This is a genomic window from Enterobacter cloacae complex sp. FDA-CDC-AR_0132 (assembly GCF_003010695.1).
GTDB classification, from domain to species: domain Bacteria; phylum Pseudomonadota; class Gammaproteobacteria; order Enterobacterales; family Enterobacteriaceae; genus Enterobacter; species Enterobacter ludwigii.
Genome location: NZ_CP027618.1, coordinates 4,825,971 through 4,839,573, shown reverse-complemented (window position 1 = coordinate 4,839,573; position 13,603 = coordinate 4,825,971). Strand labels below are relative to the sequence as shown.

Annotated in this window: 15 protein-coding genes; 1 reads left to right on the top strand and 14 read right to left on the bottom strand. The window is 47.5% G+C overall.

Annotated elements, in window-relative coordinates; translation table 11 throughout:
• Positions 1 to 10 precede the first annotated feature (10 nt).
• Together kwaB and kwaA are read right to left on the bottom strand one after the other, a co-directional pair.
• Positions 11 to 970: an anti-phage protein KwaB gene (kwaB, locus tag AM379_RS23475; protein WP_000187069.1), complete on the bottom strand. Its 960-nt coding sequence runs from the start codon at positions 968 to 970 to the stop codon at positions 11 to 13.
• A complete protein-coding gene (gene kwaA / locus AM379_RS23470) occupies positions 967 to 1,557 on the bottom strand; it encodes an anti-phage protein KwaA (RefSeq protein WP_032414549.1) in 591 nt (196 codons plus the stop codon). The genes kwaB and kwaA overlap by 4 nt, the downstream gene beginning before the upstream one ends.
• A 337-nt stretch (positions 1,558 to 1,894) precedes the next feature.
• Here kwaA and AM379_RS23465 point away from each other — a divergent pair, with 337 nt between their 5' ends.
• Complete coding sequence (locus AM379_RS23465; protein ID WP_000155899.1) at positions 1,895 to 2,842, top strand: ArdC family protein; 948 nt, start codon at positions 1,895 to 1,897, stop codon at positions 2,840 to 2,842.
• Positions 2,843 to 3,035: 193 nt separating this feature from the next.
• On the opposite strand, the gene mobC is transcribed toward AM379_RS23465, so the two are convergent.
• From mobC to AM379_RS23395, 12 genes are all read right to left on the bottom strand, one after another.
• Positions 3,036 to 3,782: a MobC family replication-relaxation protein gene (gene mobC, locus AM379_RS23460; RefSeq protein ID WP_000909131.1), complete on the bottom strand. Its 747-nt coding sequence runs from the start codon at positions 3,780 to 3,782 to the stop codon at positions 3,036 to 3,038.
• 9 nt (positions 3,783 to 3,791) lie between these two features.
• Positions 3,792 to 5,651: a type IV secretory system conjugative DNA transfer family protein gene (locus tag AM379_RS23455; protein ID WP_000602684.1), complete on the bottom strand. Its 1,860-nt coding sequence runs from the start codon at positions 5,649 to 5,651 to the stop codon at positions 3,792 to 3,794.
• Positions 5,652 to 6,360: 709 nt separating this feature from the next.
• On the bottom strand, positions 6,361 to 6,666 hold the full coding sequence (locus AM379_RS23440) for a hypothetical protein (protein WP_000606541.1): 306 nt from the start codon (positions 6,664 to 6,666) through the stop codon (positions 6,361 to 6,363).
• Positions 6,667 to 6,699: 33 nt separating this feature from the next.
• The gene (locus tag AM379_RS23435) at positions 6,700 to 7,005 is read right to left on the bottom strand and encodes a hypothetical protein (RefSeq protein ID WP_000754361.1); all 306 of its coding nucleotides are present in this window, start codon (positions 7,003 to 7,005) and stop codon (positions 6,700 to 6,702) included.
• A 35-nt stretch (positions 7,006 to 7,040) separates the two neighbouring features.
• Positions 7,041 to 7,439, bottom strand: a complete 399-nt coding sequence (locus tag AM379_RS23430) for a cag pathogenicity island Cag12 family protein (protein ID WP_000592251.1) — start codon at positions 7,437 to 7,439, stop codon at positions 7,041 to 7,043.
• Positions 7,436 to 8,461: a P-type DNA transfer ATPase VirB11 gene (gene virB11, locus AM379_RS23425; RefSeq protein ID WP_000125558.1), complete on the bottom strand. Its 1,026-nt coding sequence runs from the start codon at positions 8,459 to 8,461 to the stop codon at positions 7,436 to 7,438. The genes AM379_RS23430 and virB11 overlap by 4 nt, the downstream gene beginning before the upstream one ends.
• Complete coding sequence (gene virB10, locus AM379_RS23420; RefSeq protein WP_000997454.1) at positions 8,451 to 9,701, bottom strand: VirB10/TraB/TrbI family type IV secretion system protein; 1,251 nt, start codon at positions 9,699 to 9,701, stop codon at positions 8,451 to 8,453. The genes virB11 and virB10 overlap by 11 nt, the downstream gene beginning before the upstream one ends.
• Before the next feature lie 43 nt (positions 9,702 to 9,744).
• On the bottom strand, positions 9,745 to 10,653 hold the full coding sequence (virB9, locus tag AM379_RS23415) for a P-type conjugative transfer protein VirB9 (protein ID WP_000976328.1): 909 nt from the start codon (positions 10,651 to 10,653) through the stop codon (positions 9,745 to 9,747).
• Positions 10,650 to 11,333, bottom strand: coding sequence for a type IV secretion system protein (locus tag AM379_RS23410; RefSeq protein WP_000003229.1), 684 nt, complete (start codon positions 11,331 to 11,333; stop codon positions 10,650 to 10,652). Before AM379_RS23410 ends, virB9 begins: the two co-directional genes overlap by 4 nt.
• Positions 11,334 to 11,554: 221 nt before the next feature.
• Positions 11,555 to 12,628: a type IV secretion system protein gene (locus AM379_RS23405; RefSeq protein ID WP_000014009.1), complete on the bottom strand. Its 1,074-nt coding sequence runs from the start codon at positions 12,626 to 12,628 to the stop codon at positions 11,555 to 11,557.
• Between the two features lie 3 nt (positions 12,629 to 12,631).
• Positions 12,632 to 12,874, bottom strand: a complete 243-nt coding sequence (locus tag AM379_RS23400; RefSeq protein WP_001593437.1) for an EexN family lipoprotein — start codon at positions 12,872 to 12,874, stop codon at positions 12,632 to 12,634.
• A gap of 7 nt (positions 12,875 to 12,881) precedes the next feature.
• Positions 12,882 to 13,589, bottom strand: coding sequence for a type IV secretion system protein (locus AM379_RS23395; RefSeq protein WP_000857358.1), 708 nt, complete (start codon positions 13,587 to 13,589; stop codon positions 12,882 to 12,884).
• Positions 13,590 to 13,603 lie beyond the last annotated feature (14 nt).

Below are 13,603 nucleotides of genomic sequence, written 5' to 3'. Positions count from 1 at the left end.
TTGTCATGATTTAATTTGTTTTTAATTCATCTTTAGCTAGTGAGTCGTAGAGAATTTTCGTTAGAGGAGACTCAAGATAGTCATCACTTAATAATTTTATGAAATGTTTTTGAGATTCTTTAGTCTTGATAATTAGCTTTCTACCATCCTCACTAACAATTAATACTGTAGATAAGTAAGTATGATGACTAACATAATGGATGATTACTGGGACATCAATTTTTCCTAAAACAGGGGAATGTTTTGAGATTTTGGCAAGTTTTCTTGAGAAAGAGATTTCTTTTGCGCTTTTTTCAAGGTGAGAAAGGTCATCAATTAATGATGACGACCTTAAAGATTCCAGAGCGACAGTCGCCTGAGCTTCAATTACTTGGTGGAATTGCATTGTAACTTCGAGAGTTTTCTGGTTTTTTATTAAAAAATCATTTTCCAGGAGAGCAAGGTCGTAGTTGTAATCCAATCTAAATACTTGATTTGGTAACTCTTTCAAGTAACCATCCGAATCAGGTATCAAGTTGAATAATTTACGGCTTTGTTCAAACACGGTAAGGTTGGTTTTGTTTTTATACAAAGATAGACACTTATTATTTCCACGTAATTGAATTATTATCCCTTTAACATCGGTAAATTTATTCCTCAAATCATAAAAATCCTGCGAGTTAGGGGGGATGGCTGTAGCACTTTTAATAAATCCAAATTCTTTAGGTTGTTCCTCATAATCAAATTTAAATAGAGCATTCTTTCTATCATCAAAATTTGATAAAAGAGGTATGGTCAAATCATCATTTTCTATCATATCCTCTTCAATTTTTCTTTTAAATCCTTCAACAATTTTCGGCAGAGCCCCTGCTTCAATTTTTGATAATTTTAAAGAATAACTATCCTCAATCTTCACAACGAAAATAATTCTGATGCCAGTAAAATTATCGAAGATATCAGAAACTTCACGCTTAAGAATTTCAGGAGTCATTGTTTTTTCCTTGCTATGAAAACATAATCATCTAAAAAACTGTAAAAGACTTTGTCGTTAACAGCCAAAATATCAGTGGATATTGCAATAACATTTTTAACTTCAACGCTTCCTGTATAAGAAACATTAACTCTATATAATTTGTATCCAAAAAGGGCTAGCGTAGGGTTTGCATAATATTTATCCGTTTTGATGAAGATTAAACCAATGATTATTACTAACAAAAGATAAGCAATATTTTTCTGAATGTCATCGAAACTGAAACCCATAAAAGGAACTATATACGTAGCTAAAAAAGTTAAACTTTCATAACTCTCACTTTGGCAGGATGTTATTGTAACAGTGTCAGCATTGTTGATTTTAATTAATGAGCGAAACCTCTTATAAAAATAGCATGCTAAAAAAATAAAGAAGAAACATATTATTGGTATTACATTGTCGATGGCTAATTTATAAAAACCTATAAATTCACATGAGTCACCATAACACATCGGAATTTTTGCACTTAAGATGATAATAAAAACAAACAACAGCATTAAAGATAGTATGTACAACCCTATCTTATTAAATGTGCCTTTGCTTTTCATTTTTCATCCTCCAATTTAAAACATAATAATTAAAAATCTCTTAACTGAATACAAAAATCATACACCATGATACTGGTTATTTATACAGTTAATTTTGAGTATTTTTTGTTTCACCACTGCGGAGTAAGGGCCGCTACGTCCGGCTATGCAGGGTCAGTTTTTTTCTCCTGTGCGCTTTTCGTTCCTGTATCGGCTTCCGGTTAATCGTTTCCCAACACAACCCGTCCCGCAAGGGTAAATGGCACGCATGCTGCGCCCTTGCAGGACAGAACGATGCCGGGAAAGCGAACCGTCAGGCGATACGAAGACGAAAATCACACACTGACGGAGAAAAAACATGACGATTTCCCTGCACACCACCCGGACAAGCGCCCCTAACACCGCAGCAGCGACCAGCGTATCCCCGCTGGAGCAGTCAGGCTCCTCAAAAACGAAATTGTCTAAAACCAGAACGGACATTTATCAGACCGTTACCGACAACATCATTGCAGCACTTGAAGCCGGTGTAAAACCGTGGTCCTGTCCGTGGCAACGCGTATCGGGCATATCTGGTCTGCCATCGAATTTCGCCACCGGAGCAGCCTACAGCGGTATGAATATCATGCTGTTATGGTGCAGCGCATCTAAACAGGGTTTCAGCGATTCACGCTGGATGACCTACAAACAGGCACAGGCAGCAGGTGGACAGGTTCGCAAGGGTGAGCATGGAACAACAGCCATTTTCTACACCACACTCGAAAAGGAAAACGACGCCGGAGACGTTGAACAAATCCCGATGCTGAAAACCTTTACCGTGTTTAACGTTCAGCAAATCGACGGTTTGCCCCTGACAACTGAAACGGTCAGTCCGGAAGCAATCTTTGACCCGTTGCCGCAGGCTGAAAACCTGCTCAGGAAGAGCGGCGCAAACATCATCGAGAAAGGACAAAACGCCTTTTTCAGCCCTTCAACGGATGAAGTCTGGTTACCGGAGCGACATCTGTTTTCTGATGCGGCGAATTTCTACGCTACCGGCCTGCATGAGCTGGTTCACTGGAGTGGTGGCAAAAAACGTCTGGGCCGTGAAATGAAAGGGAAGTTTGGCAGTGCTGATTATGCAGAAGAAGAACTGGTGGCGGAGCTGGGAAGTGCCTTTCTGATGGCGGATCTGGGGATTGAGGGCGAGGTACAACATGAAAGCTATATTGCTTCCTGGCTGAAAGCGCTGAAAAACGACAAGCGTTATATTTTCAAAGCGACCAGCGCAGCCTCTAAAGCACATCGTTATCTGATGGATAAACTCTGAGGCCGGAGCCGGACAACCGCAAGGGAATGCGGTTACATGGTTTTTAACCGGCAACGCTGCAAGGCGCAGACTGAGGCGGAACGTAGCACAGCGAGTACCGAACAGTCTGCGCCTCGCAGTGGAATAAATAATTTCTGGCCTGGCGGTATCGCCGCCAGGCCGGTGAGGCCACCATGATGGCCTGTGTAAAAGCTTACGTATAGCTGTCTAATGACAGGCGTTTCAGTTCATCAAGGGTATAAATGCGAAACACCCGGCGGTGGCGTTCTTCCAGCGGGACGTGCTGATGGTTGATGATGACATGCCTGATGCTGGCAAACAGCAGTTCAAGTGCACGCTTCTTCTGTGGATCGGGTACAACATAAAAAACGTAAATCCACTGCTTGCGGGTACGGGCCAGCAGGTGGCTTGCCATGATCGACTGATACCGGGCTCGGGTTTTCAGGCGGCGCTCGGTTTCAATGGCAATAACGTTACCGTCGGGCAGCGTCAGTAATCCGTCCGGGCGATGTTTTACCTGATACTGGCTGAGAAAGGTGGCCCGGTCGCCGTTAATCCATCCCGAAGTGCCTTTCTTCTCCAGAATAAGTCTGGCGGCCTGATTATCAAGATGGTGCTCCAGCGTCCAGCCGGTGATTTTTGATGGTTCAAACCGCGCAGGAAAGATTTTATCATTCGGGGTTAACACCACCGCCAGCCCGTCGCTGGTGATCCCCCATAATGAAATCTTCATTGTTCGTGATTTAAGCACATGCTTCTGGATTAACCCCATTTGCTCAGTTTTTGCCAGCAGCGAATAAAGCGATTTATGATCCCGGAAACCAAATAGCAGCATCAGCGTTTTGAAATCGCTGTAGGTTTCTTCTTTCAGGAAGTTCAGCAGTTGTTTTATTTTTTCTCTGTTGCGTGTCTGGCGCTCTTGATATGTCGAAATCAGCATAACCGCTCCTTAAAAATCCAGCGGGGACAGATGTTCTCCCGCATCAGGTTGGGGCTCTGCCGGTTTGACTTCGCTTTCGTTGAAGAAAAGACCCGGGTGCGTTGTCATTACATCCTGTATGGATGGTTTATCATCCTCGTCAAAATCCAGTGCGATTTTCACCGGTGCCGCCGATGCGGTAATATCAGGGGAAACCGAGAAGATTTTTAGCTGACGCTTTCTGATCTTTATCGGTGAAATCAGTGAGGCAGAAGGTAGCGTTTTTGTCGTAAAGATAAAGCTGACAAAATCGGGCAGGTTCAGGATCATATTGCTGTCAATAAAGAAACGCTCGGCCTGGCGGATTGTGCGCTCACTGTCGATGGTCTCCGTGAGCATATTATCTGTTTTAGCCTTACGGAGTTCGTCATCCACCAGAATAGTGCCTGACATTCTCGCTACCCATTCCGCTGTATCCGGGTCCATAACCCGGTAAACCAGTTTGAATTTGGCATTTTCAACGACCGCACCGACAACGGCGTCACCTTTCAAATCTGCCGGGCAGTCTTTTAAATCGGCAATGGACTGGTGGTCCATAATAATATGCACGCCTTTATCCCGCGCCGCACCTAAACCTTCCAGCGCTGGCCGGGATAAATGGTATTTCAGTTCGGAAAGATAAATAGCTATGGGGCGGGGGACGTTTGTTACACGGTCGCGCCTTTCTGCTAACTGGTACAGGCGAACCAGCAGCATACGCTGCGAGGTAATAATCTTGCTGTTTCGCATAGAGCCGATAACATAACAGCAGCCGCCTTCATCAAATATCTCATTAAGCGAAAATCCTGTCGGCGCATTGATGGCATTGAGCAAGGCCAGTTCCTCAATCTTTCCGAAAAAGGCTTTGATCTTTTCGGCAATACTCTGAACGTAATCACCGTTATAAACATCCCGGATTGTTGTCGATGGATTATCGCTGACAAATTGTGCGGCTATTCGGGCGGCCTTCCGGTCGTCGATCCGATAAAAGTCAGATTCCTGACCTTTTTCCGCCAGACTGAAACCTGCAACAAACAATTCTTCCAGTTCATCGGGCGTAATATCTTCAATCAGGTTTAGCTGGTATTGCTGTTTTCGCAGGTCAATTAAGGCAAAGGGTTTTCCCGCATCCTCGCAGGCTTTGCGGTAAAGGTGTGGTGCCCATTCATCATCCTTGGGGTCCATAACAAACACACCTTCACCGGCCAGAATACTTTGATAAAGCAATATGCCGGTGGCAACCCCTTTACCGGCTCCGGTGGTGCCGATAATATCCGCGTGCTGTTTCTGCCAGTCTTTTAACGGGAGATACATTGGTTCGTTCTCCCTGTTTATGCCAGTAAAAATGCCTTTATTCAGGTCGATATAATCCAGCGGATCATAATGCAGTGTTTCCGGCAGCAGGGAGTTTACGGTGCGGACATCGGTGCGCAATTCCCGTTCAAGAGTGGTCTTTTTAACAAGGCGTTTCTTTATTTTGTCCAGTTCTGGCGTGAATACCCGGCGAAGCATAATATGAAAAATAATCCCGGTTACAGTGAAAGCAATCCGTACTGACCACGCCAGTACCGTATTATCACTGGTGAGTCTGGTCTTATACAGCCACTGGAAGGATCCGATAACTATCGGGGCCAGTGTGCCGGAGAGAAAACACAGCAGGGAAAAAGAGATAATCAACCTTTTCCATAACGGGGCTTTCTGCCGTTCATCGCTTTTCATTGATACAAAAAACGGCATCGTCAGCCCCGCTAATAACGCCAGCATCAGTTGTTGCTGTTGCACAAAAGCGAGCAGTGCCAGCATCCCGTTCACTATCGGCGACAGTGAAGCGGCAAGCTTATTTAAAATCATGATGCCTCCTTCGTCAGCGATTCGCCCCATGACATCGCCCCATCAGTTCGCCCCACGGTGTCGGGCGAAAACGTGGGGCGAGCGTATGGGGCAAAGAAGGTGGCCGCTGCGCGGCCATATGCAGGAAAGCATGCTTCCCTGCACGAAACGGTGTGCGCCAGTACATGCGGGCTGGACGCCCTTATTGCCTGTCGCATGGGGGTAATGTCGTGGCTGGACGCCGCGTCAAAACCCCCAGGGTCAAAGGCGGCACACCGTCGCCCGCTACGCGCGACCAACCCCTTTAAGACGCGCGTTTAGCCTATTTTTTCTTCGCAAGCTCGAAAAAATGGGAACGCTGCTTTAAAGGGGTTGGTCGCGCCTAATCGGCATATTCCCCGCCGGGGCGGGAAATATAGCCTGGCTGCGACGGTGTGCGGGGCAAGCCCCCCACAAAAACCGGCACGTGGGCGTGCCTTTTTGCTCGCTGGGGCGGCAAAATTTTTGCGGCTCCCCCCGGCCCGCTTCAATTCGCTGGGGCGAATGTTCGCGGGTGGACGTGGATCCTGAAAATTAGCAATTTCTCCGAAATTGAATTTTCTGTCCACGTTCCACTTCATTATTTTTCGTCTTAACAATTTCTTCGAAATTGAAGCCAAAAATAATGAAGCCTTAAAATCCCGTCGCCTGTTAGTCTCTGTATTGTACAATACACTTTTGTTTTGTGTGATTACATTTGCTCGCGGTATATTTCAGCCCTGCACTCCCTTTCAGCTTCCAGTGCTTCACTGTAGGACGCATCATCAATTTTCGTACCTTTACTCTCGGCATAGCGTCTTAATCTATTTGCGTCAGCTTCATTAAGTTCTGAAAGATGATCGCGCAAAAGACCGATAAAACAGCTTTCGTATATTTCGTAATGCAGCCCACAACCTCTGTGGGCTTCTTTTGATAACGTGTCATATACCATGGCTACAGATATTCTGTCCTGATTTTTTGAGTGTATATTCTTAATGAATAAATCTTCGTTTATCATTTCGAACCTCTCATATCAAAATGGATATGTCAGTTATCCTTTCACTCTGCCAAATTTTGAAAGGATTTTACTTATTGATTCAGGGTCTGCGGCTTTGCACCCCCCTAAAAATTCTTTTCGCATATCGAATGTTTTACCCGGATTGAAACGATGGTGTTTTTTAAATGCGTTGATTTTAAAAAATGCGCGTTCTGCTGAACTGCATTCACTCCCACCACTATTACCTGTAGCTTTTCCGTACATGCAAAGAACAACTTCGCACGGGTCAGCGGCAAAGGAATAAATCGGCGTTCCTGCGGTCAGGCATAATACAGTCGCCGCGATAACGGTTTTTTTCATGATAAATCCTTATTAGATTGTGTTGCTTAAATGGATTAGCGAGAGAAATAAATAGTGGTTTCTCTGCACGTCAGGCAATTAAATACAGGCTGGTATTCAATAACGCCTTTTGCGCCATTCTGGCGAAGCCAGTTTTTGGCATTAAAGAAATCAGTGCCGGATTGTGCAGTGACGACAATTCGTGTTGAATGGGCGACTGCGTAAAATACTGCTGGAGTCCATATTGTATCGTAGAAACTTTGTGCGCTGATTGATGATGTCCATTTACCGTTAACTGTCGGGGAAGGGACTATAACGTTATTGTCACTCCATTGCGGTAAACTGGTATTTAATGGGTCAGCGGCTTTATCCCACTCCACAGGAACGGGAGGCGGCGGCGATGAACATCCGGTAACTATTGCTGCCAACATGATGACTTTAAGTTTCTTTATCATGCTTTCATTTCCTCAAAATACTGGTTTCGATGAATTGGACGGAAATAGATGTCATTCATACGGCGAACATTTCCGTCTAAATCAATGCTCACAATCACGTCCAGGCTATCCAGAACCTTACGTAACATAAATGTATAGGGGAGCTGGGCGCACTGTGGATTTTCATAGCAACGGGTAATAAACCCATCTATAGCTTCTTTCGCTGATCCTGCATGAATGGAGGTCATACTCCCTTCATGGCCGGAACCTGTTATTTTAAGGAAGTCCCAGGCTTCCGCACCGCGAACCTCTGTTAATAAAATGCGGTCAGGGTTCATACGGTAATTCCAGCGTAAAAGGCTCGCCGGGGTAACGATAGAACCTTTTTCATCTGATGATTCTGACGGATAAAAAAGATGGACGTAGTTTTTATGGATAAAGAACGTGATTTCCGGGTTGTCCTCAATGGTTGATATCCGAAGATGTACAGGAATATACCCTATCAACATTTTCATATAGGTGGTTTTCCCGGTGCTTGTTTCCCCGGCGACCGCGAGAGTTTTACCGTACTCGACGCATTTCTCCATAAACAGAGGAATATTTTTTGTATTGTACAATGCAATTAATTCCTCGTCGTGCGTCTCCGTTTTTTCCTCGCCTGTTACCCGGTTATAAAATCCCGCATCGATGTATGACTGATGCGGGATTTGTACCTTCGATGGCTTACGGATGGTGATAGACACCGTATCGCGCTCACAGGCCGGGGGAACAATCACCTGGCACCGTTCGCCAGATTCCAGCGTGGCTGACAGCCCCGGCTTAATATCTTCGATATTGTCGCCGTGGTGCTTTGCCAGGCACCGGGCAAAGTTGTAGCAATCCTCATAGGACAAAGGAACGGCGTGCTGCTCCCATACGCCGTTGATTTTGGTATACAGCTCACCTGGACGATTGACGGCGATCTCCGTCAGGCCGGGAAGCTCTAGAAAGTCGCCAAAGAAACGCTGTTTATAGCGGTCGAGGGAAATATTCTTAGCGGTCATTTTTCAACCTCAGTGTATAGATGTTGGAAAAATCAATATCCTCGCCTGTGATTAGGTTGATGATCTCGCCCTGATTCTTATAGAGCGTTGGGGGAATATTGATGCTGTTCTCCAGCGTGGTACGTGCCATATCTGCCATAGCCTGGCGGCTGTTTTCCGTATAGTCCGTATTGCGGTCTTTTTTACCCGCGCTGTTGGATGCCCATGCGCCAATATCGGGGATCATGCCGACCATTAACGCGCCGCCGAACCGTTCCCAGAAGTGCGAATCTATCCAGCCATCAACGCCAGCCTCGCCCAGATCGCCAGCCGCGCTGGTATCAACCAACGGGATATCGAGATAAGGCGGCTGGCGGGTGCGTAGCTTCGTCGCAATGATGAATGCCCGCCCTTGCCCGTGCTTCATACCTTCTTCCGCTATGGCGCGGTAAAGTAATGATGCGGTGGTGCCTTTCTCTATCAGCTTCGTGTTGCCGCTGGCGCTCCAGATGTCAGTAGTGACCGTGCAGCGAAGTTTCCCCGCCCGGTCAGATACAAAGCGGCGATCCAGTGAGCAGGGGATCGAGGTATTTTCCGGGATGTACAGGTCAGGGTTATAGGGTATGCGGCGCACTGGTGCGGGGCTTTGTCCCGGCGGCGGTGCGGCGGTATTTGTGGCCGCGCTGCTGTCCTGTTGTCCGGTGGTCGTTGCCGATGTCAGCGTCATTTCCTGCTGCCGGGTTTTTACCGGGTTCTGTGTGGTGGCCGAACCATCACGGCGAATAAGGAAGCTGGCTTTGTTGAGTTCTGGCGGGGCGGCCGGAGCCACCTGCCCTGTTCCCCCCGTGCTGCTCTGGCCGTTATCCTGTTGCTCTGGCTCTTCTTCGGCTGTATCGGTGGACATACCGAGATCGTTACGCTGCCGGTAATCGGTTTTGTTCGTCTGCGGGGCTGTGTCCTGTTTCTTTTCTTCCGTAGGCTGCCACAGGATATTGCGATAAACCCAGTTACCACCCCATGCCAGGAAGATAAGCGTGACCGCGACAATGGCAAGAAAGGCGGTTGCTTTGCCCCGTTTGCGCTTTTTCAGCTTGTTAACGGCGGGTTGTACCGGGTCTTTCTCTTCGTCGTCCTGCGCATTGAGAAGCTCGGCCTCCCTTTTAGCGCGGGCTTCCCGCTCAAGCGTGGCAATATCATCCTCAGCGTGTGCCGGGAATGCCTGCGCTTCATCCGGCACAGGCATTTTGTTTTCGTCGTTCATATGCACGTTTCCTTTTATAAAAATATAAAAATATTTTTATAGGTTAATTGGATTCCGGTTTTTCCACTCTTTCCACCTGCCGGGATACGGTGGAACCATCGGCGGCGTGTACCTTGCCAAATCCGCTATTTTCCAGACCCACAACGGCATTACCGGAACGCAGTACTAGGCGTGGCGTCACCTCCTGAATCACCAGTACGGTGAAATCGCCTTTCTTCTGGATACTGCTGTTAACCACATGCTCTTTGCCGTTCAGCTCTTTGGTGACGGAAGGAATGGACTTAGACGGGGAGAAGCCCACGAACGTAAAGCGGCCATCGTCGTAAGCAAAATCGGGAACAATGTTGAAACTGCCTTTGCCCGGATATTTGGTGTAACTCCAGTTGCGGGGCGTCTGCGCCGAGTTCAGCGCTTTCTGGACGCTGGCCTGTTGCTGTTTCTGCTCCCACTCGCGCTGTCTGGCCGTCGCCTCCCGGCTCGCTTTGTCCCGTTCTTCGCCCGGATAGCGATAGCTCACCTGGAAAGCGGGTTGTTGTGCCGATTTATCATCGATGACGTTCAGCTCGACGTTGTACAGGCGCTTACTGGTGACAACCAGCATATTGGTATGCCAGTCCCGGCTGTTCGGGGGGATCACGACCTGCGTTGTGTTGCCATCTTCTCCGGGCGCTCCCTGCGTGAGCGCGACCGGGCGAACGTTGACCCGGTTTGCATCCGGCGTGGCTTCCCACGCCTCATCAAAGCCAGGTTTGGCGCTTATGACCGCCTCATCGTTATCAAAGACTAGCGTTGTCATAAAGCCGGGTTTGGTGTTAACGACAGTGACGTTCTGCGGGTTATAGATAACCTGCTGCACGCGGGAGTCATAGCGGCTTGCCTGCGGTATGGCCGCAGCCCATGCCGCGCCGCACATCATCAGTGCCAGTGCGGTAAACGTTAACTTTTTCATCATTCACCTCCCCGGATTTCGCGGTCGGTCTGCCAACTGGTGACGGTAAAGCCGAAGTAGTTGATCTCGCGTTCCGCATCGCTCATTTCCTTGTCAGGGTTAGAATGGAACGTGAACCGGGCATCCCAATATTCGTTGCGGGTGCTGTTATCAGCCAGACGGCGGATAATCTTCTTGTAGCGGATGGTGGCGACCCTATCAGGGGCTGTCGCATCGGTGATCTGGTTGGACAAGATCTCCACTTTCACGGTGTGCGCCCCGTTCTTATAAACCTTGTCTGGGGCGTTTTTTCCGGCGTAAAGCGCCAGATAGTCATCGTTTACCTGGGGAGCGTTGTAGACTTGTACCGTCTCGTAGTCGTCCTGCAAAGAGGGATAGACATACCGCTCACGCACTTTGACGTAGTTTGCGGCCATCGCCTTTTGATAGGCTTCTGTTGCGGTCAGGCTGGTTTTCGATGTCCGGGTAACGTGTTCCACCCGTCCTGTGTGGTTATCCAAGGTATACAGCTCAACGTCCGTCTGTTTCAGCGGCAACATCACGACCACGGCGACGAGCGCCAGTACCGCAATCAGCAGACCCATACCGCCAACAACAAAACCGGCTTTTGTGGCGCGTTTATCCCGCTCAATCATTTGCTGCTCAAAAGTGCGGGATTCAGCTATTAATTTCTGTTCACTCATGACTGTTTAACTCCGCCATAATTTGAGGGGTGTTTACGGGTTCTCCCTTACCGCTAAAGGCAGAGGGAGGCGTGTTCTGGGCGCAGCCAGAAAGCGCGCACAGCAAAGCCAGCGCAATCAAGCGTTTCATCAATGATTTCCTCAACTAAATTAGATATATGAAAATATAATTATATTTTCATATGATGATATTTCGGGGGGATGGACGGGAGACGTCTGGCCTAGCTGTTGAACTTCTTAACCGCGGATTCTCTCGACTGTGCCAGCCTCCGCGCTTCGTTCCGGGCTATCATCTGCTCAATCGCGTACTTCCGCGCTTTAGATGCGTTATAGCCTAACTCACCTCCGGGCTTGCCGGGCTTACCTGCATTCGCATCCTTCCAGCCCTGAATGTTGTCCTGGGCGGAACGTTTGGTTTCTTTAACTGCACCCCCGGCTAGCTTCCCGGCACCAAAAGCAGCCGCACCGATACCTACAGCGGCCAGCCCCTGCATGGATACGGTAGCGCTTGCCCCGGCCAGAGCTGCGGCTACCTTAGCGGAAATATACACCAGTATTGCAGCGAAAATACCTGCAAGGCAGACTTGAGCACCAAGTTCAACAATTGTTGAACTGTCTGCTACCTTCGTCGCCTTATTAAGAACGAGATTCAAGTAATTCACTACAATTCTCAATGAGAGAGCGGCAAATAGAATTGTTAATATTCCTGCAAATATATTTTGCAACCAGTTATTGAACATGGGGCGGAGGAAACCATACATAAGGCAGAATATGAAAATAGGTGCAGTTATTCCTAATAGTAGAATCATTACTTCGGCAACCATTGAAACAAAGCCCGCTAGAATCATAAGTGCGAATATTCCAAGCCATACACAAAATTGAGCAGTCATTCCCTCATCTTTTACATATGTAGAATTATCCATGTCATGTAGCGTTTTCCCTAACACTTTAGCCTTATTCCATAGGGTGTCTAATAACTGCCATATATTATCACTACCAGAAAAACCCTCCTTTATTCCGTTTATGGCATCAATAACGCCATCGAGGTAGCCGCCTAAATTAGTCACAAAGGACAGGATGATCGCCATCCTCATGATGTCCCACATCGTGTCTTCCATAGGCGTAGATAGCTTACCAGCCAAAGTCTGGTATCCACGCCACATGATGTAGATGGTAGCTGACGCTGCTGCCAGCCCCATCATCATAGAAGAGTACGACATCATCAATCCCTTTGTGGCGTCTGTAATTCCTCCTATCAGGTATTTCTCAACCCCAACAAAAAGACCGCCACTCATATATTACTCCTCTAAATTATTTAAGTCTGGAGTTGGTGCGTTTAGCTGCTTGATTTGATAGTGGGCTTCATTTGCATTCTTGCAATTTTCAGAAGCGTCACCACTCTTTTGGCACTTTTCATAAACTAGTTTTAATTCGTCAGGGTGATCCCTATACCATTTTGTTGTTTTAGCTTCCTCTTTGCATCCAACAATAGAAAAGCACAGGGTGATCGTCGAAATTAAAATAATTTTTTTTGATAACATAAATACCTCATAAATTATTAAGGTCAGCAGTTGGCGCGTTTAACTGCTGCTGATTCCACTGCTTAACACGCTCCGCTTCTAGCGCATTTTCGCGCTTCTCTGCTGCTTTCACGCTCATTTCCCATTGGGTGGTAAGCGTGTTCAGCATGACAGATTTTAGCTGAATACTGTTTGCAAGGTCTTGAGATTCTTTCGAATCTTTGGCTAACGCTACCCTGTTGGAGAGACTGTTTATTTCCCCCAGGGTCTGGCTTACCTGGTTCTGAACCTCGTCGGTTTGCTCAAGCTGGATAGCCTTGTTGATGACCTGCTGCTTGCATACGTTGGCATAACTCCCCGATTGCGCAGTGTTGCAGGTGTCGAAAATTTTATACTTCTCGTACAACGCATCGAACTGCCCGGAGGAACCGCCGGAGAGAAGCAGGTCATTCAGTGCCTGTCCGGGCTTACGCAGCTTTTCAAGGTCAGCTTTCAGGCCTTTGGCCTGGTCAACAAAATCAGCAATATCACGAACGCCAGTGGCCGTCGCCAGTTGGTCTTTATATGCCTGTATTTGTGACTGGTAGTGTCTGGCCGTTTCCATCCAGCGTTTTAACTCCTGCGCCCACTGCACGTCCCGCATAGGGTCAGCATCAACAGCGACGGGAATACCAGCATGAGCCAGTGGGCTTGCAATGACGCAAGCCAGAATAAGAGTACGAAAGCGAGTTTTCATCGTATATCTCCTTT

Bases quoted from the DNA above. Each gene is read 5' to 3' on its own strand.
- kwaB (WP_000187069.1), bottom strand. From the start codon at position 970: ATGACTCCTGAAATTCTTAAGCGTGAAGTTTCTGATATCTTCGATAAT.
- kwaA (WP_032414549.1), bottom strand. From the start codon at position 1,557: ATGAAAAGCAAAGGCACATTTAATAAGATAGGGTTGTACATACTATCT.
- AM379_RS23465 (WP_000155899.1), top strand. From the start codon at position 1,895: ATGACGATTTCCCTGCACACCACCCGGACAAGCGCCCCTAACACCGCA.
- mobC (WP_000909131.1), bottom strand. From the start codon at position 3,782: ATGCTGATTTCGACATATCAAGAGCGCCAGACACGCAACAGAGAAAAA.
- AM379_RS23455 (WP_000602684.1), bottom strand. From the start codon at position 5,651: ATGATTTTAAATAAGCTTGCCGCTTCACTGTCGCCGATAGTGAACGGG.
- AM379_RS23440 (WP_000606541.1), bottom strand. From the start codon at position 6,666: ATGATAAACGAAGATTTATTCATTAAGAATATACACTCAAAAAATCAG.
- AM379_RS23435 (WP_000754361.1), bottom strand. From the start codon at position 7,005: ATGAAAAAAACCGTTATCGCGGCGACTGTATTATGCCTGACCGCAGGA.
- AM379_RS23430 (WP_000592251.1), bottom strand. From the start codon at position 7,439: ATGATAAAGAAACTTAAAGTCATCATGTTGGCAGCAATAGTTACCGGA.
- virB11 (WP_000125558.1), bottom strand. From the start codon at position 8,461: ATGACCGCTAAGAATATTTCCCTCGACCGCTATAAACAGCGTTTCTTT.
- virB10 (WP_000997454.1), bottom strand. From the start codon at position 9,701: ATGAACGACGAAAACAAAATGCCTGTGCCGGATGAAGCGCAGGCATTC.
- virB9 (WP_000976328.1), bottom strand. From the start codon at position 10,653: ATGATGAAAAAGTTAACGTTTACCGCACTGGCACTGATGATGTGCGGC.
- AM379_RS23410 (WP_000003229.1), bottom strand. From the start codon at position 11,333: ATGAGTGAACAGAAATTAATAGCTGAATCCCGCACTTTTGAGCAGCAA.
- AM379_RS23405 (WP_000014009.1), bottom strand. From the start codon at position 12,628: ATGAGTGGCGGTCTTTTTGTTGGGGTTGAGAAATACCTGATAGGAGGA.
- AM379_RS23400 (WP_001593437.1), bottom strand. From the start codon at position 12,874: ATGTTATCAAAAAAAATTATTTTAATTTCGACGATCACCCTGTGCTTT.
- AM379_RS23395 (WP_000857358.1), bottom strand. From the start codon at position 13,589: ATGAAAACTCGCTTTCGTACTCTTATTCTGGCTTGCGTCATTGCAAGC.